Here is a 22,510-nt window from a genome sequence, read left to right as displayed (position 1 = left end):
CGAGTCCGGCCACAACGTGTTCGGTCGGGCCCAACCCGTCTTCGCGGGCACGAGCCCGCGCGTTTCGGTGGTAGGTTCCACGGACCGCCCACGTCGCGAGGATCACACTCGGTCTGCGTGCCTGCAAACCGTCCGCGCGCCCGTCCTCGACGGGTGAGGGATTCGTGTGCCATGAGTGGCCATACCACCCCCGGATGCCAGCAAGCCGGTTGCCGTGTGGCAAAATAAAACACCGGAGCGGCTGGGGGCGGGGTGGGGGCGATGGTGGGGGTATGGGTGGGCTTACCACCGATACTATTTATTTATTGAGTCCTACGGATACATAAGGCTTCTCCCGGAACCGGGTTTTCGGCCCCTTTTTACGCTCTCTGAATCGCCGTAAAACTCGCGTACGACGGCCGATACGGGACGGTTTCTGAAACGGCCGTGGTTACCCCAGTTTATATACTCACGTCTGACATACGTCTGGTGCCGATACGAGCTGTCGGTTCTGCCAGCGTCGTTCGACCGCGCCACTCATTGGTCTCGCCCGGCTACGACCGGCAATGACCTTCGAGGACCTCGCTGACGGGTGGGTGGTGTGGAACGAGGAACCGACCAAGTGTATCCTCGCCTATCGACCGGACGTGTTCGACAGCACTGCCTTCCCTGCGCCCTGTTTGCCGACCATCTATCTCACGAAAGGGAAACGGAGTCGCAGGCCGGGCCGGGACCGTCCGGCGTCGGACGACCCCTGGTACGTAACGCTGTTCCTGGAGCCCGAAGTCGACCACGGGGGCGAGACGTACGAGTCCCGCGAGGCTGCCGTCGAGGGCACCAAGGACCTCGCAGCCCGCTTTGCGAAGGGGGAGATCGACGTGCACGAGCTGTATCAGGTCCCCCGCGAGGAGTATCTCGCAAAACTCGACGAGTTGACTGGCCAGCAGTAGTCGCGTTCAGGACGGACCGCTGCATCCGCGACCGAGCGCAGTGAGGTCGCGTTTTTGGTTCACCGGAAGAGCTTGCTCTTCCGAGCTCCCACTCGCAAGCTCGCGGAAAAAGGTGGGGCGGGACACTTAACCGGAGCGCGAGGCTACCGCCGACTATGTCGAAGGTCACGCTCATCGGGACTCGCCTCGCGGAGGTGGGATCCGAGTTCGTCTATCAGGGGGAAGCGGACGTCTGCGAGGGCTGTCCCTATCGCGATCAGTGCCTCAATCTCACTGCGGGCCAGAAGTACCGTGTGACCAGCATCCGCGAGAACGCGAGCACGCTCGACTGCGGCGTTCACGACACCGGCGTGACCGCCGTCGAAGTCGAGCCCGCCCCCGTGCTGGCGAACGTCGACTCGAACAGCGCCTACGCCGGCAGCAAAGCCGCCCTGGAAGGCCCGTGTCCGTACACCGGCTGTCCGAGCCACGAGTTCTGCGAGCCCGCCGGCGCCGAGTTCGACCAGGAGTACCAGATCAGCGAGGTCGTCGGCGAGCCACCCCACGACTACTGTATGCTCGACCGCGACCTGACGCTCGTCGAGTTCGCGCCGTCGAACGAAGACTGACTCAGTTCCGTCACATCTCCATCGTTCCGACGCGGTTCGCGGCGTAGCCGAACACGTCCTCGTAGCCGTACGCCGAGAGCAAGATGGGGTAGAACGGCTCCTCGGCGACGTACTCGCGCTCGTCGGCAGCGGCGTACGTCTGGCCCGCGGTCACGCGCGCGAAGTTCGTCGCGAACACCTCGTAGGCGTCGGCAGCGGCTTTCGGCATCGGCTCGGTGAGTCGATAGATCGGGCGCTCCTCGGTACCGCCGTCGGCCGTGGGAGCCACCGTTTCCGGCAGCGCGCCCGTCGCTGCGAGGAACTCACGCGTGATGTCGACCGCGTTCTCGGCGGCCGTCTCCGAACGCTGGTAGCCACACTCGACCTCCACCAGCCGGCGTGAGACCTCGAACAGTCGCCCTTCTTTGAAGTCACACGTCTCGACGACCGCGTCGACCGAGAGGTGTGGGCAGACGCGCCGCTCGAACTCGTGGACGCGGTCGACGAGTGCGAACTTCCCGCCGTAGGACTGCGTCGAGTGCAGCGCGAGGATCTGGCAGTCGGCGACTTCCTGGCTGAGGCGGTGGGCGAGGCGACGCTCGTGGGTGTCGCCGTCGGGATCGCCCGGGAACGCTCGGTTCAGGTCCTCCTCGACGTAGCGGGTGTCTGCTTCGATGGCCTCCTCGTTCGCGACGATGAACTTCACCGCGCGTTCGAGGTCTGGCTCCGCTTCGAGGAGTGTCTCGACGGCGTGGACGCCACAGGGCTCGTCGCCGTGGATACCACCGATCACCGCGATCTGGGCGGGACCGTCACCGACCGTTTCGACGCGCATTCGTAGTCGGTACTGGCCAGTCACCTGTCTTAGTTCTCACGGGTTCGCCTCCGCCGAGCGGTGGGTCAGTGCTCCAGTGACTCGGCGTACTCGACGTCTCGCTCGCGTGCTTCCGGCCGTTCGTCGTCGAGCACGATCTGCCAGCCGTGCAGCGCGCTCGGGTCAGACAGCGCGTTCGTCAGGACGGTTCGAACGTCGAGCACGTCGACCCCGTAGAAATCGTTGGGGACGCCCTGGAAGTACTGCAACGCGGTGCGAAACAGCGACCGCATGCCGTCGTCGTCCTCGAAGTCGAAGTGCTTGTACGCGCCCGCCGCGACCTGCACCATTCCGTGGAGGAACTTGCTCTCGGGGCGTCCGCGACCGTAGTTGTACCACTCGTCTTCGAAGCAGTCGTGTGATTCGTGGTAGTCGCCCGAGTTGAAGAGTCGCACGCCGTGGACCGTCGCCCGCCGGAGCGTATCGTGTTTCCACCGGTCTCGTTCGGGGAGCCACCCGGTCGGTGTTCCCCGTGCTGGCGGCCCCACCGAGTCGTCGCGGGTGTGGTCGTCCATCACTGCATCCTACACCGCTCGCACTGGTGAATCCGTCGGTCGTAGCGACCCGTGACGTGGACGCGATCGTGGCGTCTCGGAGACCGGCAGGGACGGCTGGACCCATGTGAGGCCCCACGTGTCGTGGTCGGCCTCGGGAGACCGCGGCGGCGAAACGGGCACGGGACGAGGCCCGTTGGCAGGCGTGAAAACTGTCCCGGCCGGCCAGGGCAAGCCGGCCGGAAGGCGACGAGTCACGAATCGGCTCGGTGCGGTCGGATTGCCGACAGGGCGGATGTCGGCACTCGATGGGACGACGGGCAGGAAAAAAACGCCGGCGATGGCTCAAATCCTGCCTTTTGTGACGCTGTCACACACTTCGCGAGAGTCCTGTCGCGCCCCCGGTGTTTGATACGTCCCGGTCCCGTATTGGTGTCTCACCACATGCCGACCGTAGCCGAGTTCACGATCCCTGCGAGCGACTTTCCGCTGGGCGGAGCCTTCCAGCAGTTGCAGGGGGTGGCGGTCGAACTCGAACGGGTCGTTCCGACCGGCTCGGGAGTGGTGCCGTACCTCTGGGTCAGCGGTGTCACTGCCGATGCGATCCGGGCGGCCCTGACCGACCGTCCGGAGATCGAGACGATGCAAGTGGTCGATACGATCAACGATCAGCACCTCCTCCGCGTCGTGTGGAGCGTGGAACACGACGGTATCCTCCGGAGCATCGCGGATTCGGACGTGTCGATGCTCTCTGGCACGGGCACGGCGACCGAGTGGATCTTCGAGATTCGGGCGGAGGACCGCGACGATATCGCGCGGTTTCAGGAACGCTGTCGGGAGCGGTCGATTCCGGTCCAGATCAGCGCGATCACGCGACTGAGCGAGAACCTCTTCAGCGATCGATACGGGTTGACGGCTCCCCAGCGCGAGGCGCTGCAGGTCGCTTTCGATCAGGGGTACTTCGAAGAGCCGCGGGAGGCGACGCTCGAAGAGATCGCGGGAACGCTCGGCATCACCAGACAGGCCCTCGCAGCCCGTCTCCGCCGCGCTCATCGGAACCTGATTCGACACACGGTCGCTCCGCCGTAGATACCCCTATATCAAGGGATTACATAGTCAACAGTCAATCTCAATCACGCGACTGGGATAGCTAACTCAGCGATGAGCGATGGCAACGACGCGGCGAAGTCAAACCTCAGGGAAAACGGGTCAGATGGCCCCGCTCCGCCCGCCTCGATCCCGGTATCGTACACGGAATCGTTCGATACCCTCGACTACGACGTCGATACCGACTCGTATCGATCGTCCTTCGACGTCACCGTCGACACGCCGAGTTTGGCAGTGATCTCGGCAATAGCGGCGGTCACGGGCGTGGCGATCACCGAACTGGACCCGCTGCATGGCGTTATCGATCCGGACGCGTTAGACAAACTCTGGCTTTCGTCGGGGACGACGGAGCGCGCCGACTCGCGAGTCACGTTTCCGTTTGCTGGCTACGACGTTTCTCTCTCTCGCGACGGGCTGCTCTCGATTCGACGAGAGGGGGTTTAACGATCGGCTACTGGCACGTGAGGCCGATCCCGACTTCCGCGAGTAGTTCGCCCGCCCACTGTGTGTGATTACCATACGACAGTGTCTGATTGCTGTACTGACCCATCGCTGTCTCCGAGCGTGACGACGCGACGTGAGCCACGGGCACCGTCGAGTTCTTGACGCTTGTCTGTCCACGGGACGTCCTCGACGCGGAGGAATGGGTGACCGATGAGGGTGAACGTCCCGAGCCGGCAGCCGACACCGGAAACGTAGGATATTCAAGCCGGACCGTCGAAGCAGAGACCGCGTGCGAGGGTAGCCAAGCCTGGAAACGGCGGCGGACTCAAGACTCGCTGGCGCTCGTCATATGGGACCGTTGTCGGGCATAGCCCTCAATCCCCATCTCGTCTTCCGATTCCTGTGGGCCGTGCAAGGAGACAGAAACTATGCACGAGTCCACTTCCGTAAGCAGTACTGGCACAGAATCCGTTGAGATTCCTTTCCCGCTGGTACCCGAAGATGCTGCCGAGTTGCTGAGCGACAAACAATTGTTTGACTACAGGAACAAGCGCGAAAAGTTCGCTCAATGGTTGTTGGTGTTCGGGAAGCGTCCTGAGAGCATTACTGGCTACTCTGTTCACACCGCAAAGCGGTCCATGTATCGGGTTGGCTACTTTGAGCGGTGGGCATGGGAGCAGGAAGGAGAGTATGTCGCTTTCCCAACCCGCCAGAACGCCGATGCCTATCTCAAGGACCTTGCCTATAGCGACTACTCCGCGTCGCATAAGGCCGGGTGTCAGCAAGCTCTGAAACGATACTTCCGCTGGCGGGCGCACGAATTTGACCACGAAGAGTGGACCCCCGAACACACCTTCTCGACGGACAATACCAACCAGCCGCGAGACTATTTGAGCATTGAGGAGCGGCAGAAGATTCGACAAGCAGCATTAGAGTACGGTGACTTGCCGTACTATCAAAACTACACTTCTGAGGAACGTGAGAGAATGAAACCCTACATTGCCGAACGTGTAGACAAACCAACCGACCTGCTAAGCCGTGACGACTGGAACGGGCTTACAAGTTGGAAGTTCACTTCGTTGGTATGGACTTCGCTTGATACCGGACTTCGACCTGTAGAAGTGAACCGAGCTACGACTAACTGGGTTGATACGGACAATGCAGTCCTTCGTATCCCGGCTGATGAGTCCTCGAAGAACCGCGACAATTGGGTTGTGAGCGTCCGTGAGGAAACGGCGGAGGTACTTGACAAGTGGATGCAGGAACGTCGTCACAAGCCAATGTACGACGATACGGATGCTCTGTGGCTTACACAGAAGGGCAACCGCTACAAATCGCAGTCCCTTCGGCGGCTAATTCAACGGCTCTGCGACCGTGTGAGCATTGAGTACGGAAACCGGAAGATGAGCTGGTACTCGATACGGCACTCTGTTGGAACCTATATGACCCGAGAGGAAGACCTTGCGGCGGCTCAAGCGCAGTTACGGCACAAGAGTCCTGAGACGACAATGAAGTACGATGCTGCCCCGGTAAGTGACCGCCGTGATGCACTGGATAGGATGGGATAATCCGATTACAGAGCTATCTGGTCATATGGTCTGGCTGCATAGAATTGCAGGTGTATAACAATACTACGACGCCCGGACTGAAAGCGAGAAGCGAGAGTTACGACGGGAAGCATTCGATATGACAGAGTAGCCACCCCAAATATAATTATATCTAATTATATATGCTCCCTGTTCGTGTTTATTGAGGTACGTTGGAATATTGAGTGTAAACCACAATTCCATCAAAATTTTATATTGTAAAGTTATGTAGAAGATGGTGCTTACGGCTACCGTCATCGGTGGAGCCATTTCCATAACTTATCCAAATTATCCAAATGAGTTCTAAAGTAGTTATATGCCGCTTAGAGAGATTTTTATTTGAGATGATGGATACTACCTATCTCTCTCAAAAATCTGTTGTGGGGGAACTGAGGCTGCTTAGAATAGACATGAGGTGATATGTTGGCCTCGGTTGTGCTGTGAATCAATCTGCGGAGGATTAGTGCCAATTGTTAGTTGATTTTCTTTGAGTATACCGTAGTCCATTGCTTAGCGGCAGGAAGGTCAATGAGCTTAATGGATTACTGAACATAGAATATTACCAATCCATCTATTATTCTAATTGATTAACGGCAAGAACCCGGCAAGAGATAGTGTTCAGTGATAGTATCTCAATATATTCCTATACTATTGTTATACTATATTGAGGGTGGTATTGTACTACTGTATGTCTTTACGGCAGGAAGGTGGCGATAGATAGTGTTCAGTGATAGTTTCTTTATCTATTCTATACTATTACTATACTATATTGGGGGCGGTCATGTACTACTGTATGGGAACCCAACGATAGGTAGGAAAAGGGAGAAAGAAGAAGACTGGGCCGGGTTCTCGCCGCTAACTGAACTGCTGCCTGATTGTGTCAGAACAGTCTCAGACGACGGGCAACTGAGGAAAGAAACTTGTGACGTATCCTGCCAAGCGGAGCCGGGCAGAATTTTACATTGTTAAATTCTGGTGTTTGTGGCAGCGCTGGGCCATCTCTCCGCCACTCGGCTGTGCTACCGACCATCGGATACTTAAAACCGCCAAATTTTCTCTACCAACCTGCTAATCTCTGAACCCCCTACCCCTTTTACTGATGTCAAAACCTGCCCTGCGTTCCCGCCGTTAAGATTTTTGTGAGCTGGTTGTAGAATCAATTTCCGTGGAAGTGTACCTCAGTAGATAATATACTGCACCAAAAACACCTGTCAAAAGAACAATGGTAAACCAGATTACGCTCTTTGCGCGGCTTTTTTTCGAGGCATGATTCGCAACAGCAGTGGCAGTACAAAGCCATAATATACCAATATAACCAAGTAGGAGGTTAGCCATCTTTTCTAAGAGTAATATCACTATACCCTATAATATTGTCTATTGGAATAGAATCTACAGCCAACATATTCGCGCCTCGTTCACAGCTGTTAGACGTTCGTGGGAAACCTCGCACCGAAGTGTTCCAGCGCTCACCTCCTGTTCTAAACAGTATCGCATACTTGTAAAATGAGTTTGTCCTTGCCTTTGGGAACAGAAAAGTAATCTATCGGTCGCCAGAGAAAGAAGGAAACCTATTTTTAGCTCTTGTTTCTCAGACCAAATATGGCAAAGCTCGGCCCTATCGAAATTGAGACAGGATACGGTCTGCTCTTTATCGTGGGCTTTGCTATCTGGCTTGGTGTTCCCGTGCTTAATTCCGTGTTTGATACTACGGTCATGACAGGAACCGCATCTTTGCCTGTTGTGGGAAGCAACCCCATCTATTCAGTGGTAGGTGGCGGAAGCGCCCTTACAGGATTTGTCTCCTATCTCGGGCACCTATTCGGCTGGTGGCAGTGAGTTATAGGCCGTTCACCACCTCTTGTCTCACGAGCAGTCGCCGGACACAGGAACCAATACGTCTCTAAGCCAGTGTCTTTTGTGAATACTGAAAATGGCAAGTGGCTGTAGTCCACTTTCGTACAACCTTTATACCAGCCAAGGCTGAAAATGAAGTACGGCTCCACCGGAGTCGGAAAACAATAAAAAGAGATACCGAAAACCGCGCTTAGCGCGGTTGCGTGCGAGGGTAGCCAAGCCTGGAAACGGCGGCGGACTCAAGATCCGCTCCCGTAGGGGTCCAAGGGTTCAAATCCCTTCCCTCGCATCGCAGTCCGGCGTCACCACGCGCCGGACGAGATGCACGGAAGGATTTGAATGACGGCACGCCGCAGGCGTGTTGGTGGTTCAAATCCCTTCCCTCGCACTGTTGGCCACTACGGCCCCTCGCAAACAGTGCGCGGAAGTCCGCGGGCGAGGCCGACGATCGGGAGGCCTCGTTGTGAACGGCGCGTCGCGCCGTGAACGGAGCGGCCTTCCCTCGCAAACCTTACTGACGTCGACGCTCGCTACTGACGAGTGACATATAAAGCCCCGTCTCAAACCGGCGCATTTCTAAATATGGGCCATTCGGCAAGTAAGAGTAGCTACTACTATGCGACGTCGTGCATTCCTTGCGACAGCTGGGACGCTACTTACGGCGGGGTGTGGGGCCTTGACTGGTGGAAACGGTGGTGGCAGTTCCGATGGGCCTCCCAAACACAGGGACGATATCGGCGTCGACCCGTCGTTCGACGAGAACGTGAGGATAGACAATCCCGACGTCGAGGGGAACGTCCGCGACGTCGACGCGAACATCGACGGCGAGTTCAGCGTCGACATCAACGTGAGCGACATCGACGGCGAAGTCGACGCGAATATCGGGGCGAACCTGGGGGATGATCGGGGCACGGCGACGCCGGAGAATCAGAAGGCGACGAAATACATCATGAAGGCCCGGGACGAGCTGACGACCGCCCACCAGGAGTACGCGAAGCAGGCTTCGAATCGCAACTCCATCCTCGCCGTCAGGCCCACCCTCGGCTCGTTCTCCTGGTTACCCATCAAGCGACACGTCAAGAAGGCCATGGACCACCTCGAAGAGGGCGCCAAGTACGCGCGAGGGGGCCAGGCGAACAACGTCCTCGCGCTCGAACACGCAGGATACTTCCTGCTACTCGGCGCGAAGGCCGACGGACGGCTCATCAAGGCGTTCAAACACTTCAAGTTCTCCCGGGACCGGCTGTACAACGAAAGTCTCGTCCAGTCGACGATTGCGCGGCGGCGGATGAACACCGACTGGAAGGAGGCCCGCGACATCTACCGCGAACTCGATAAGAAGATCAAGCCAGAGGGGTTGAACGTCCTCTCCCAACTCGACGAGCGCTACTACGAGCGAAAGAATCGACAGCTCGACAACGGGATCGCCGCCTTCATCGAATTCGACGACAGCCTCAAAGCAGCGAAACAGGGGCTCGAACGCGTCGAGCCGGGCGTCGATGCGTACCTCGGCGACGAATTTGAGCGGGCCGTCGACGAGTTCACCCGCGCGAGCGCCAGGTTCGGCGTGGCGAACTCGCCGCTGACGGTCACACGGGACAAAACGGGACTCGCGTCCGTGGCACGGGACTTCCATACCGTCATCAAAACCATGGAACAGGCGACGGAAGACCTGCGCCGTAGCTCGCAGGGGAAAGTAGACGGCGATCGGTTGATCTACTACGAGGCCCAACGGTCGGCGAAACAGCACATCGAATCGAACGAGACCGTCAAGGACATCTCCTCGTTCGAAGATATCCGGCTCTGACCGTCCGGTCGGCGTTCGCGTTTCGACTCGCGCGTGTCACACAACCCAGAGCAATGGGTCTATGTCCGTCGCCAGGGAGCACCAGGTATGGACGAGACTCCGCTCGAACTCGCGCGGGAGGCCGCCCGCGCAGGCGGTGTAGCTGCGAACGACCGTTTTCGAGAGGCGATCGCCGTCGAGACGAAAGCACACAAGAACGACCTCGTGAGCGCGGCCGACACCGCTGCGCAGGACCGCGTCGTCGAACGGCTCGGCGCGTCGAGCGATGCGCCGGTCGTCGGCGAGGAAGACGAGGACCGAGCCGAAATTCCGGCCGAAGGGATGGCGTGGGTCGTCGATCCGATCGACGGGACGGCGAACTATCTCCGAGGACTTCGGTTCTGGACGACGACCGTCGCAGCGGTCGAAGACGGCGAGCCGATCGCGGCAGCGACCGTGATGCCGGCGCTCGACGACGAGTACGTCGGCGGCGAGGGGGAACCGACGTTGAACGGCGACCCGGTGACGGTGAGCGGTCGGGACGACGTCGAGACGTTCGCGGTGGCTGTCCTCGGGTGGGGACCGCACGGCCAGCGCGAGGCGTACGCGGCGCTCAGCAGCGCAGTCGTCGAGCGGTGCGGTGACATGCGTCGGTTCGGGAGCATGCAGTCGGCGCTGGCGTTCGTGGCGAGCGGCGGTCTCGACGCGGCGGTGACGACGCGTCAGCCGAGTCCCTGGGACTCGGTGGCCGGCGTGCACCTCATTCGGCAGGCCGGCGGAACCGTGACCGACCTCGCGGGTGACCGGTGGCAGCACGACAGTACCGGTCTGGTCGCCTCGAACGGTCGGGCACACGACGAGGTGCTCGCGGTCGCACAGGACGTCGTCGACGACGTGGACGGGTAGCAGCGGAACGATCGCTGACGGGTTCGGTCGTGCAGGGAGGAGACATCGGACCGGAAACCTGAAACGGTCGGCTCGCGGGGGTTCGACCATGCAGGTGACAGAGCAGTTCGATACCGGCCGTGCGTGGGTCGGAACTGCACTCGCCGCCCTGGCTGTGTTCGTCGTCGGCTCGCTCGTCCTCACGGAACAGGTGTACTGGGGATTCATCTGGCAGTACTTCTGGGGACCAGTGTACGCTGACGCGCACAACGCGGCGTGTGCGGTCCACGGTGCCGGCGGCACGGAGTTGTTGTACCAACCGAGTGCGTGCCGAGCCGCGATCCAAGAGGGGCTGATCGTCGCCGAACCGGGCTATACGCTCGTCTCGGAGGTCGGGTACATGATCATCCTCCTGTTTTCCCTGATCGGTGTGCTCCAGCTGCTTCGCGCACTCGACATCGGCACCGACAGAAGCCTCTTTTTCTCGCTCGTGCCGTTCATGCTGTTCGGCGGTGCCCTCCGCGTCGTCGAGGACGCGAACGACGCCGTTCCCGAAGGCGTCTCGCAAGCCATCGCCTACCCGTGGAATTCCCTCATCATCAGTCCGATCATCTACTTCACCGTCTTTTTCATCACGCTCGCCGCACTGATCGGCGCGCACAAACTGGAGGGTGCGGGCTACGTCGAGGCGTACAGCTACCCGCTGGCAGCCATGGGGAGTGTCGCCTTTCTCCTCACCTTTGGCTATCTGACCGTCCTCGGGGTCACGACGGAGTACGTGAGTTTCTATCCGCAGGTGCTGCTTTCGGTCGTCCTCATCGCCACGCTGCTGGCCGTCGTCATCTGGCGCGGTGTCGATTCTGTCGTGCCCTCGGTCAACGAGGGAACGGGTCTGATCGGACTCGTGGTCATCTGGGGCCACGCGATCGACGGCGTCGCGAACGTGATCGCTGCCGACTGGCTGGGCCTCCTGGGCGTGAATCTCACCTACAGCCCGAAACACCCCGCGAACGAGTTCATCATTAACGCGACCGAAGCGATCGTCCCACCCTCCGTGCTGGCCACGCTGGGATCCTCCTGGCCGTTCCTGTTGGTCAAACTCGTCGTCGCGGTCGCGGTCGTCTGGGTGTTCGACGCAGAAATCTTCGAGGAGAGCCCGCGCTACGCGTTGCTGTTGTTGGTCGCGATCGTGGCGGTCGGTCTCGGGCCCGGAACCCGAGACATGATTCGGGCGACCTTCGGCATCTAAAGCTGCTCTAACGTCGCCTTCGGGTAGTACTGGCCGCCGCAGTTCGGACACTGTGCAACGGTCACTGAAGTCCCCCCACGTGTCACCTGCTGGCGGACGAGCTCCTGCCCACAGTCCACACACGGGAGATCGAACTCTGTCGTCATCGCGAACACGGGGTACTAACGAACCGGCGAACAACCCCGTGTAAACAACTCCCACGGTTTCGCATAAGCTTTGGTATCAGACACTCTACTGTTCGATCCGGTCAGGGGAACGGATGATGGTCTCGGTCGAGCCGTGGCTCGAACCCGATCTCCCGGGGGACCGTCTCGGCTCGTTCTCCGAAGTACGGCTCGTCGAAAAAGAGCGGTTGCGCCGCCGGGACGAGGGCCCGGACCGTCTCGAATCCGAGGGCTGCGACGTCTGGCGTCGTCGTCCGCGCCGCGTACACGTCGAGAGCGGCATCGCGGAGTCGGTCGATGACGGTTTCGAGGTGCGACGTGCCGGTCGGGACCGCCTCGACGCCGACGCTCTCTGCGGGGACGGAGCCGTCCGCGTCGAGGAACGCCTCCGCAGCGGTGGGGCGGTCGGCGTAGTGGCCGATGGCGCCGCTGGCGTCGGCGGCGGTCTCCCGACCCATGCCACGCAGTTCGAGCCAGTTCTGGATGGCTTCCGCGAGTGCTGACCGGGCAGCCGTCGCCGCGTCGAGGTGGGCGCTCGATCCGAGCGCGAAGCGCGGCCACTCGTCCCGGTGGACGGCCACGGCGACGACGGGCACGTCCACGTCCTGCGTGAGCAACAGCGGGGTAACCGCCAGGTCCTCGGAGCGCGCCCGCGTCACGAGCGTCTCGAAGTCCTCGTCGTCCACGTCGAGTTCGAGCGGATCGAACGTCGAGTACCAGGACAGCATCGCGGCGTCACGTTCGATCACCTCGTAGAGCCCGCTCAGGAGTGCTTCGACGGCGCCGTTCCCCAGTCCGAGTCCGGTCGTGACCGCCGAGCGGAACCGCTCTGCCGGCGGCGGGAAGTGCACGAACTCGGCGGGCAACTTGACGTCCCCGCCAGTGACGAGGTTCTGGCCGCGGACCCACTCGATCTCCGTCTGTGCACTCGGGTCGGTCCACAGCTCTCCGGCCGGTCGGACGAACGCCGACGGTGGCACGGCGTTCTCGATCTCGGACGGCGGACCGGTCTCGAACTCCTCGAGGCGGTAGACGCCGGCGCAGTAGCGTTCGAGCCCCTCGCCGAGCGCCTTCATGAACGCGCTGTTCCAGTTCGTGTCGACGCCGGCCGCCTGGTTCGCGGCCGTCGCGTCACTGAACCGCGAGGTGTCGGCGAGCGTCGCCAGGTAGTACGGGACTGGGAACGATTCGGCTTCGCCGACCCGGGTGACGATTCCGACGCGGTCGTCGAGCGCTCCTTCCGCCAGGGCGAGCGACTCTTCGAGGTCGCGATCGACGACAGTGCGATCGAGCGTGCGGTCGCGCGCTGGTTGGCACTCACAGTGGGGCACGGGGAGGAACCGACGTTCCGCGTGGGGAATCTCGATGACGCCACCCATGACCGTCGATCCTTTCCCGGCGAGGAGTCGGGCGGCCTCGCGACCGGCGACCGCCCCGGCGAACCTGGTCGTCTCCGGGTTCGGAGCGGCCTGGGGTTCCTGGGAAGGGTCCGCGTTCGCGCCGACGCGAGTCCTGAGACAGTTGTAACACCCGGTCTCGGGGTTGAATCCGGAGACGGCCGCTTCGACGACGGGATAGCCGCCGAGGCCGCCGATCTCGACCGCGAGCCAGGGGATTCCCAGCGTCTCGGCGGACGTGTTCACCGTCTCGAACACGACGTCACCGGCCTGTCCAACCACGACTGCGAGTTCGACCTGGTGGAGGTCGTCGGGGGCCACGTCGGTTACCGTGACGTCGACGTCGTCGAGCGCCGCGGCAACCGCATCGCGCGCCGGCCCCGAACCGACGAGGGCGACAGTCATTACTGACGGATAGAGACCGGGGGAGAAAAAGCGCCGGGGTCAGTTCGAGAGCAGACTCTGGGCGACGTTGGCCAACTGGTCCGCTTCGGCGTCCTGGAGTCGGTCGTCACCGAGCATCAGCCGGAGCCGCGGGCGGCCGACGTCGATCGGGACTTTCTCGGTGTCGATGAGACCCATGTCTTCCAGTTTGGTCTTGGTGCGAGAGAAGGTCGCCTTCGACGCGAGACCGATGTCCTCGCCCCACTTGCTGATGTCGTACAGGAGCTCGCCGTTTTTCGCGGCAACGAGGAGACTGATCGTCACCTCGTCGAGCCCGTCCCCGTTACCGCGGGCGGTCTGAAGAGACGCGAGCACCTGATCGAAGTCGTCCGCCGTCGTCTCGCTGATGTCCGCGGAGAGCGTGCTCCGCACTTCCGTCAGCGGCGGGGTCCGCAGCGTGTACTCGTCTGCAGACTCCCAGTTTTCCGCGTAGCGGTCACGCGCACTCTCGACGAACTCCTCGTCGCCAGTCGTCAGCCCCGCAACGTGCTCGCCGGCCGTCACGATCGCGACGACTTCTTTTTCAGTGATGAGAAGTGAGTTCTCCGGTTCGGCAGACGTCGTCCGAACAGTGAGGGTCCCGGCATCGACCAGGTTCGCTGCCCGACTCGCAACGATGAAATCGTCCATCACGTCCTTGAGCGGTCGCTCACCGGCCAGCAGCTTGACGCTTGGCGGTGATTCCAACTCCGACATCACCGACACCAACTCTTCGATGGTCCGATGTGACGGGTTTACGACGTACAACTCCGTGTCTGTGGTTTCTAACTCCGCCCCGAGCAACTCCGTGATTCCGTCAGTGAGTAAATTTTCACTCATCGTCCTATGAATGTATATATTGTTTAACCGTATTTAATTTTATCGTTGATAACGAGTTGAATTACGCGCGTTGGGAGTAAACACCGTCAGTTGATGGGGAGTAAATATATGTCTTGCGAAGCAATATCAAAAATGAATATCCGAGAAGGGAAATACGACGACGGAGCCGCACCTGGCAGGAGCCGACAGCACCGGCTCTCCGGACTGACTGCACGCGCGGCGATCTGTCAGAACAGTTGCTCGCCGGGGCTCAGAACTCGTCGGCGAGTTGCGTGGCGAGTTCCTGTGACCAGTGGAACTCGTTGTCGTAGATGACGGGGAGCGCTCGCTCCTGGAGCACCGAGACGAGTTCGTCGGGGGCGAGCGTGGTCCCCGTCGTGGTCCCGTGGAGGAGTGACTCGTCGCTGACCGGCGGGTGGTAGCTGTCACCGATGTCGCGGGCGGAGACGGCTTCACAGGTGAGTCGGTACCCGCCGTCGACCCGTTCGAGCCAGCCGACCGTCGGACTCGTCGGCGTCGGCGCGAGGGTGTACGTGCCGTCGCCCACGACGGTGTAGTCTTTCCCCATCATGATCCGCCTGCGGGAGAGTTGCATCGCCGGTTCGAGACCGAAGCCGTGGACCAGCAGGCGAGCGAACGCCGTCCCGACCTTCGCGGCCTGCCGATCGAGCACCTTCGTGAGCGTGACCGCGCCGGCGACGCTTCCGCGCTCGACGAGCTCCAGTCCCTCGTGATAGGAGCCACAGGCGTTGAGGAAGAACGTGCGCGCCCGGCACGTGTCGAGCGAGGAGGCCGTGAAGGTACCGTCGGCACACTGCAGCCCGTTGGTATCGCAGTGGCCGATGTAGTGAACGAAGTCGTTCTCGGCGGCGAACACGTCCGCGAGTTCGTCCCGGCGCAGGTGCTCGTGAACGGTCACCGAGAGCGGCAGGTCTGCCGACCGTTCCCGGTAGATGTCCGCGACTGCGGCGTGCTCGTCGGCCATCGCGTCGTCGTTCAGGACGACGGTCACCGAGAGTTCCGTCCCTCGCCCACCCTGGTACTGTCGCCGGTTCTCGTAGGCCGCCGGCGTCGTCTTGAACGCGTCGATGGGGGCCCCCGACGCGAGCCAGGCGTGGACGCGGCCGGCCTGCAGTTCCGGCTTCACCATGTCGACCGAGGCGACCGGCGCACCGCTGGCGCTCCCCGACCGATAGCAGTCGTCGAGCGTTCGTTCCAGCAGCTCGGTCCCCCGCAGCTCAGAGGATTCGGGCAGGTAGATCAGACTGAGCGCGTCGAGCAAGTACGGGAGACACCGTGCGTTCGTCGTCTCTGGGGCCGCGTACGTCGAGAAGTGCCACTCCGGGAGGTACGTCGCGAGATCGTCCTCCGACACCCAGAAGTATCGCGCCAATCGCTCGGCGGGGGAGAGCTGCCGAATCCTCGCGGGGGCCAGCCCGAACCGGTCGGCGAGTCGTCGCCGCTGGTCGGTCGCGTCGGTCTTCACGTCGCGCACGAGCGTATCGAAAAAGAACACCTGCCGTAACAGCCGCGTGACGCCGTGCTGGAAGGTCGGCAGTTCCCGGAAGCGATACTCGAAGTCGGCCGACGGCGCGACGAGCCGCGGCACTGGCCGATCGGCGACCGTCACCTCGGCACCGAGGTAGTACGCCAGCGGCGCACCGACGAACAGGTAGTCCATCGATCGGGGCACCTGAAGCTCGATCCCGGTGTCCGGCGTGGCCTTCCGAACGGCGTCGGGAATCGACGTCTCGTCACCGACTTCGACCATCGGCGGATGGTCGCGCAGCGATGGGTGCGAGCGCTCGGGGCCGGTCGTCCGCAACGCTGCAGAGAGATGCGTGATCGCGGTCGCGATGCCGTCGGGCGTTCCCGGCACAGTGATCCTCGCCGGGTCGTCGCGGCGTTCGTCGAACCCGAAGGTCACTGGCGCCGAGTCCTCGAACGAAACGGAAAGCGAGTCCCCCTCGCGGCGAACTGCCGCTGGCCCCTCGAAGCGTAGCGTCACCGCCAGTTCTCCGGGCGACTCGCTCATCGCCTGATGACACGTCAACCGATACGATCCCGAATGCAGGGTCACCCCGTCTCCGATCTCGTACTCGCGTTGTTCGGCAGCGTCGAGTAGCGTCGCGTCCCGAGCCGGGACGGTGAGCGACGACACGCGGCCGGTCAGCGTCTCGTCGACGGGTTCCGTGAGTGTGGGTCCGACAGCGCAGTCCTGCCAGTCGGCAGTCTGGACCGTCACCGAACCAGTGTCGCCGATGGCTCTGACACCCCCACTTGCTGCGACCCACACCATCATACTACGGAACCGAGAACGTGCTACTCGTCCATTACTTTTCGGACGGTATATCGCCGGGTTATTAAGTCAAATCCGGCTCCCGCGGGGGCACTCGTCGGGCGAGTGTGGGGCCTTGTCAATCGGGGCCGGGTTAGGTAGATTATTGACGGCCCGGCGCAGACTCCTCAACATGAGCTACGAGCACGTCCGGGACGTGGACCCGGCCGTTGCGGACGCCCTCGAGGGCGAAGTACAGCGACAGAACGACACCCTGGCGATGATCGCCAGCGAGAACCACGTCAGCGAAGCCGTCCTGGAGGCCCAGGGCAGCGCCCTGACGAACAAGTACGCCGAAGGCTATCCCGGCGAGCGCTACTACGCCGGCTGTGAGTACGCCGACGAGGTCGAGCAACTCGCCATCGACCGCGCGAAGGAACTCTGGGGCGCCGAACACGTCAACGTCCAGCCCCACTCTGGAACCCAGGCGAACCAGGGCGTCTACTTCGCGATGCTCGAACCCGGCGACAAGATCCTCTCGCTGGACCTCAACCACGGCGGCCACCTCTCGCACGGCCACCCCGCGAACTTCACCGGCCAGTTCTACGAGGTCGAACAGTACGAGGTCGACGCCGACACCGGCTACATCGACTACGACGAACTCCGCGACCACGCCGAAGAGTTCGACCCGGACATCATCGTCTCTGGGTACTCCGCGTACCCCCGCGAAGTCGACTTCGAGGCCATTCAGGAAGCCGCCGACGCCGTCGACGCCTACCACCTGGCCGACATCGCCCACATCACGGGTCTGGTCGCCGCCGGCGTCCACGCGTCCCCGGTCGGCGTCGCGGACTTCGTCACCGGTTCGACGCACAAGACCATCCGCGCCGGCCGCGGTGGCATCATCATGTGCGACGAGGAGTACGCCGACGACATCGACCCCGCCGTCTTCCCTGGCGGTCAGGGCGGTCCCCTGATGCACAACGTCGCCGGCAAGGCGGTCGGGTTCAAGGAAGCGCTCCAGCCGGAGTTCGAGGAGTACGCCGCACAGACCATCGCGAACGCCAAGGCACTGGGCGAGCGGCTCCAGGAACACGGGCTCGAACTCGTCTCCGGCGGCACCGACAACCACCTCGTGCTGATCGACCTCCGTCCCTCCCATCCTGACACGACCGGAAAGGACGCCGAGGAAGCTCTCGAAGCGGTCGGCGTCGTCCTCAACGCGAACACGGTCCCCGGCGAGACCCGCTCGGCGTTCAACCCCTCGGGCATCCGCGCGGGCACGCCCGGTCTCACGACCCGTGGCTTCGACGAGGACGCCTGCCGAGAGGTCGCCGACATCATCTACGACGTCGTGGACAACTACGACGACGAGGACGTCAAAGCCGACGCCGCAGAGCGCGTCGACGCACTCACCGACGAGTACCCGCTGTACGAGTAGCGAACGGTCCGCCCTGAAACGCGGAAAAAGACGTCGTCACTCTGTTTTCTTCGGCGATCGTCTGCGCTATACGTCCGCGGAGCGGCTGACGGAGCTGCCGGCGTCGTCCCGGACGTACTGCACGCCGTCGACGACGACGCGGCCGTCGCCGTGAACTTCGACCTCGTGGTCGAGCATCGTAAACGAGACGCTGACAGGATGCGCGTCCGGTTCGCCGAATCCGTGGAACAGCCGGTCCAGTGCGTCGGGGTCCATGACCTCGAACAACGTCGTGTCGAGATCCAGCGCCGAGCAGTCCTCGTGCGCTGCGAGCGCAGACAGAACGAGATCGCTCGGCTGATCCGCGTCACCTGCCGCGATTGTGGGTTGCTGAGCCATAGCTTGTCTCTATATGGCTGTCCGACATCTTTCCGAAAGTACCTGACTTCAGTAGTAATGCACTGACCGGACCTGGGATGGCTATTAGTATAGATGGTGTCTGTGGGCCGTTACCGTTCGCCAAGCAACGCCCGGAGGAGTTTTCGCTGCGCGACGCGGAGGTGATGATTGAACGTCGGTTGCGTGATGTCGAGCGATTCGGCGATTTCCGTCCCGGTCTGCTCTTTCGGTGACTCGAAGAACCCGCTACTGTAGGCCGTTTTCAGAACTTCCAGCTGCCGGTCGGTCAGCGTTCGCTCGAACTCCTCGGTGAATTCGGCGTGTGACTGGCCGCCTTCCGTCCGGTCGCGCCGGGCGACGAGTTCGACCGACTCGTAGTGGTCTTTGAGTTTCTCGATGAACGGTCGGACGTTGGTCTCCGAGGGCAGTTCGACGACGACGGTGGTTCGGGTCGCGTCCACCGAGATCTGCTGCGGCCGGGCTCCGTATTCGATGACGGTGTTCGGGACGGTCTGCCCGGTGACGCTAGCCCGGAAGCGAAGCCGGTCGTCGTCCGCCGAGAGCAGCGTGACGTCGCTGATGTTCACGAACGTGGACGCGGCGTGGTGGACCTCGTCCGCGGTGACGCCCTCGACGGTGAAGAAGGCAGTCGTGTGCCCCTCCGTCTCCGGCACGAGGTCGGTCACCTCGATCTCGGCGTCGAGCGACGCGGCGAGATGGTGAAACACGCCCTCGTCGTACACTTCGAGTTCGAGTTCGACCGCCTGGTCCGAGAGGATGCCCCGCCGGGTTTTGATCGCGTTGATGGCGTGGCCGATCGTCTCGCCTAACTCCTCGATGACAGCGCGCGACATCTCGTCCAGCGTCGTCGGATCCGCCGTGTAAACGGTCAGTGCCCCGTAGTTGATGTCGCCGTACACGAGCGGGACGCTCACTACCGCCTGGTAGTCTCGTTTGAGCGCTTCGGTGCGCCACGGGTCGTCCCGGAGTCGAGTGGCCGGGTCGGCGACGTACGTTACCGATTCCGTTTCCAGCGTCTCCGCAGTCGGCAGCGTGTTCGATCCATCGATGTCGAGCGGAATGGCGTCCAGATACCCCTGTTCGTTACCGGCCCACGCTCGCGGCTCGATCCGGTCGGTTCCCCAGTCCGGTTTGCCGATCCAGACGAACTCGAACTGGTCGTACTGCGCCAGCCGGTCGCACACTTCGCGCTCGATCTCCTGTCGAGTCGACGCGTGGATGATCGACTGGTCCAGCTCTCGGATGATGTCGTTGATACCCTTGAGATGGGTGAGCTGGCGGTTCCGCTTTTGCAGCTTTCGGTCGTGAGCCCGCAGTTCTCGGTCGCCTTCGACCCGATCCAGCGTCGCTTCGGCCGTCGCGGCAAACAGGTCGAGGACGCGGGTGATGTCGTCGTCGAACGCGCGGCGCTCCGCAGAGAGAGCGACGAACACCCCGTGGTCGCCCAGCGGCGCGAACAATCCGCTCCGGGCGTCGGTGTCGCTGAACTGGTCGAGTTCGGCGTCGAGGTCGCCGTAGACGACCGTCGACCCGTCGAGGAACGTCGTCCACGCGGCCGATTCGTCGGCTCCGAGGGTCGCTTCCCAGTCACCGTAGAGCTCGCGGAGCCGGTCGGTCGTCGCGGTCGGCGTCAGCGCTCGCTCGTCGGGGTCGAACAGGAAGATTCCGACCCCCGTCGCGTCGAGGACGTCGCTCGCGGCGTCGACGACTCGCTCGCTCACCTCGGCCTTCGAGTCGGCGTGGATGAGCTCTCGCGTCGCGTCCTGGAGCGCCGTCAGAATCCGCTCCCGCTTCTCCTGCTGGATCGTCGTGATGACGTGTCCGAGCGTCTCACCCAGCTCCGCCAGGACGGCCCGTTCACGGTCGTCGAACGCGGACGCCCGATCGGAGTACACCGACAGCACGCCGTAGGTCGTGTCCTCGTACGTGATCGGGATGCTCGCGACCGACTCGAAGCTGCGGGCCACTGACGCGTTCTGGTCGGATTCGGCCGACGCCTCGGAGTGGCCGTCTCGGACGACCTGAACGTCTCCGGTTCGGATCGCCGCTTCCCCCGGCGGCGATTCGAAATCGTCCATCGCACTGCGTTCGTGCGGGACCGAGTCGTCGACGCCGGCCCTGGCACGGACCACGAACGACGCGAACTCGTCGTCGTAGCTTCCGATCGTCGCGAACTGGTACGCGTCCGCCGCTGCCAGGCGGTCACAGACGGCCTGTTCGGCCGCTTCGCGGCTCGTCGCCTGGATCAGGCGCTGATCGATGTCGCGGATGACCGCGTTGATGCGGTGTAACTCCTCGAGTTCGTCACGCTGGTCGGCGATCTGTCGCTCGCGCTCGATGCGATCGGTGACGTCGCGCCCGACGCCGGTGAGCGCGGTGACGTTGCCGTCGTCGTCGAGCACTGGGCCGCCGCTGAACTCGTGGGGGACGTGCGTTCCGTCTTTCCGGACGAGCGCCGATTCGACGTTCTGGACCTCTTTGTCCTGGATGACGCGGCTGATGGCGTCCGTGATCTTCTCCTCGTCCTCGTCCGGGACGAACGAGAGCGCGTGCATCCCCTCGACCTCGTCGTCGCTGTAGCCAGTCGCTTCTGTGAACCCCTCGTTCCAGCGGATCATCCGGCCGCTCCCGTTGAACGTGTACATCGGGTCCGGAACGGCGTTGAAAATCCCCTCGACGAACGCCGTTTGTTGATGGAGCTGTCGCTCGCGCTGTTTCTGTTGGGTCACGTCCTCGATGACGAGGATGACCCGTTCGACGTTCCCCTCGGCGTCGAACAGCGGCGCGCCGTTGAACGAGAGCCAGACAGTCGAGCCGTCTGGACGTTCCATCTCCGCTTCCCAGTCGTACACAGGCTCGCCGGTTTCGAAGACCCGCGAGGCCGGATAGCTGGACCCGGGGATCGGCTCCCCCGATTCGTCGAAGACGTTCCACTCGGTGTTCGAATGCGATTGTTCGGTGAGCGCGTCTTTCGGAACGCCGAGGATCTCGGACGCCCTGTCGTTGGCGCGGGCGACGGTCCCCGCTTCGTCGATCACGACGATGCCGACTGGGCTCGTTTCCAGGAGGCGTTCGCGGAGATCACGCTCCTGTTTGAGCTGGGCCTTTCGATGGGCTCGCTCCGAGATGTCGCGAACGACACCGACGGTCCCCCGGAACTCCCCGTCCGTCTGGATCACTGACAGTCGATTCTCGCAGGGGATCTCCTCGCCGTCGGCGGTGTGGACCGTCATGTCCATGGTCGCGACGTCTCGCTCGTCGCTCTCCAGTAGCTCCTGTATCAGGGACTCACCCTTCGCGACGTCGGACTCGTCGAGCATGATGGAGATGTGCTCGCCCAGTAACTCCGACCGCGCGTAGCCGGTGATCTCCGCGACGGCGTCGTTCAGTTCGACGAACCGGCCCGCCGGATCGAACTGGTAAATGCCGTCGTTGACGGTATCGAGAATAGTCTCGTACCGCGCTAAATCACGGTCGTCCGGGGTAATCAGCGTAGAGAACGCCGTGTCGTTCTCGTGAACGAACGCGCTGATCGAAACGTCGTCCGTCGTCGCACGTATCGTCTCGACGAGTTCCGAACTCGTCATGTCCGGCGGCTCTCCGTCGATGACGACGCAACTCGGCGAGTGCGTCGCGAGAACGTCGAGCGCGCCGCTCCCCGTGTCGACCTGCTGTACGACCGCGGTTCCGTCCGTTGCCGCCGCCGTGACTTCGGCGGCGTATTCGCCTGTTGGACAAACGAACAGAATCTCGGGTGCGTCGGACATGCGTTG

At 62.2% G+C, this 22,510-nt stretch carries 17 protein-coding genes and 1 tRNA gene; 11 read left to right on the top strand and 7 right to left on the bottom strand.

Annotated elements, in window-relative coordinates; translation table 11 throughout:
* Positions 1-545 precede the first annotated feature (545 nt).
* The gene (locus MU553_RS14615) at positions 546-929 is read left to right on the top strand and encodes a DUF5820 family protein (protein WP_247378746.1); all 384 of its coding nucleotides are present in this window, start codon (positions 546-548) and stop codon (positions 927-929) included.
* 155 nt (positions 930-1,084) lie between these two features.
* Positions 1,085-1,537, top strand: a complete 453-nt coding sequence (locus MU553_RS14610; RefSeq protein ID WP_247378745.1) for a UPF0179 family protein — start codon at positions 1,085-1,087, stop codon at positions 1,535-1,537.
* 10 nt (positions 1,538-1,547) lie between these two features.
* On the opposite strand, the gene MU553_RS14605 is transcribed toward MU553_RS14610, so the two are convergent.
* Positions 1,548-2,351, bottom strand: a complete 804-nt coding sequence (locus tag MU553_RS14605) for a M14 family metallopeptidase (protein ID WP_247378744.1) — start codon at positions 2,349-2,351, stop codon at positions 1,548-1,550.
* A 65-nt stretch (positions 2,352-2,416) separates the two neighbouring features.
* Positions 2,417-2,905 carry a DUF309 domain-containing protein gene (locus tag MU553_RS14600; RefSeq protein WP_247378743.1) on the bottom strand — a complete coding sequence of 163 codons (489 nt, stop codon included), beginning with the start codon at positions 2,903-2,905 and terminating at the stop codon, positions 2,417-2,419.
* Positions 2,906-3,328: 423 nt separating this feature from the next.
* Here MU553_RS14600 and MU553_RS14595 point away from each other — a divergent pair, with 423 nt between their 5' ends.
* The 8 genes from MU553_RS14595 to MU553_RS14560 all read left to right on the top strand — a co-directional run bounded on the left by MU553_RS14595 (position 3,329) and on the right by MU553_RS14560 (position 11,795).
* Positions 3,329-3,973, top strand: a complete 645-nt coding sequence (locus MU553_RS14595) for a helix-turn-helix domain-containing protein (protein WP_247378742.1) — start codon at positions 3,329-3,331, stop codon at positions 3,971-3,973.
* 72 nt (positions 3,974-4,045) lie between these two features.
* The gene (locus MU553_RS14590) at positions 4,046-4,435 is read left to right on the top strand and encodes a HalOD1 output domain-containing protein (protein WP_247378741.1); all 390 of its coding nucleotides are present in this window, start codon (positions 4,046-4,048) and stop codon (positions 4,433-4,435) included.
* 428 nt (positions 4,436-4,863) lie between these two features.
* On the top strand, positions 4,864-6,003 hold the full coding sequence (locus MU553_RS14585; RefSeq protein WP_247378740.1) for a tyrosine-type recombinase/integrase: 1,140 nt from the start codon (positions 4,864-4,866) through the stop codon (positions 6,001-6,003).
* Between the two features lie 1,617 nt (positions 6,004-7,620).
* On the top strand, positions 7,621-7,857 hold the full coding sequence (locus MU553_RS14580) for a hypothetical protein (RefSeq protein ID WP_247378739.1): 237 nt from the start codon (positions 7,621-7,623) through the stop codon (positions 7,855-7,857).
* A gap of 223 nt (positions 7,858-8,080) precedes the next feature.
* Positions 8,081-8,164 (top strand) — tRNA-Leu (locus MU553_RS14575).
* Between the two features lie 474 nt (positions 8,165-8,638).
* Positions 8,639-9,682 (top strand): hypothetical protein, encoded by a 1,044-nt coding sequence (locus tag MU553_RS14570; protein ID WP_247378738.1) that lies wholly within the window; start codon positions 8,639-8,641, stop codon positions 9,680-9,682.
* Between the two features lie 87 nt (positions 9,683-9,769).
* Positions 9,770-10,567, top strand: a complete 798-nt coding sequence (locus MU553_RS14565; protein ID WP_247378737.1) for an inositol monophosphatase family protein — start codon at positions 9,770-9,772, stop codon at positions 10,565-10,567.
* Between the two features lie 88 nt (positions 10,568-10,655).
* Positions 10,656-11,795, top strand: coding sequence for a DUF63 family protein (locus tag MU553_RS14560; RefSeq protein WP_247378736.1), 1,140 nt, complete (start codon positions 10,656-10,658; stop codon positions 11,793-11,795).
* 247 nt (positions 11,796-12,042) lie between these two features.
* On the opposite strand, the gene MU553_RS14550 is transcribed toward MU553_RS14560, so the two are convergent.
* The 3 genes from MU553_RS14550 to MU553_RS14540 all read right to left on the bottom strand — a co-directional run bounded on the left by MU553_RS14550 (position 12,043) and on the right by MU553_RS14540 (position 16,921).
* Positions 12,043-13,761 (bottom strand): YcaO-like family protein, encoded by a 1,719-nt coding sequence (locus tag MU553_RS14550; protein WP_247378734.1) that lies wholly within the window; start codon positions 13,759-13,761, stop codon positions 12,043-12,045.
* Positions 13,762-13,800: 39 nt separating this feature from the next.
* A complete protein-coding gene (tbsP, locus tag MU553_RS14545; protein WP_247378733.1) occupies positions 13,801-14,619 on the bottom strand; it encodes a transcriptional regulator TbsP in 819 nt (272 codons plus the stop codon).
* Positions 14,620-14,869: 250 nt separating this feature from the next.
* Positions 14,870-16,921 (bottom strand): hypothetical protein, encoded by a 2,052-nt coding sequence (locus tag MU553_RS14540; protein ID WP_247378732.1) that lies wholly within the window; start codon positions 16,919-16,921, stop codon positions 14,870-14,872.
* Between the two features lie 169 nt (positions 16,922-17,090).
* On the opposite strand from MU553_RS14540, the gene glyA reads away from it, so the two are divergent.
* Positions 17,091-18,338, top strand: a complete 1,248-nt coding sequence (gene glyA, locus MU553_RS14535) for a serine hydroxymethyltransferase (protein WP_247378731.1) — start codon at positions 17,091-17,093, stop codon at positions 18,336-18,338.
* A 66-nt stretch (positions 18,339-18,404) separates the two neighbouring features.
* Here the strand turns inward: glyA and MU553_RS14530 are convergent, their stop codons facing one another.
* Together MU553_RS14530 and MU553_RS14525 are read right to left on the bottom strand one after the other, a co-directional pair.
* Positions 18,405-18,716 (bottom strand): HalOD1 output domain-containing protein, encoded by a 312-nt coding sequence (locus tag MU553_RS14530; protein ID WP_247378730.1) that lies wholly within the window; start codon positions 18,714-18,716, stop codon positions 18,405-18,407.
* A gap of 110 nt (positions 18,717-18,826) precedes the next feature.
* On the bottom strand, positions 18,827-22,504 hold the full coding sequence (locus MU553_RS14525) for a PAS domain S-box protein (RefSeq protein WP_247378729.1): 3,678 nt from the start codon (positions 22,502-22,504) through the stop codon (positions 18,827-18,829).
* Positions 22,505-22,510: the final 6 nt, after the last annotated feature.

This window comes from Halorientalis brevis (assembly GCF_023077655.1).
Note: the sequence above shows the minus strand (reverse complement) of the source record. Positions and strands in the feature narration are given on the sequence as shown.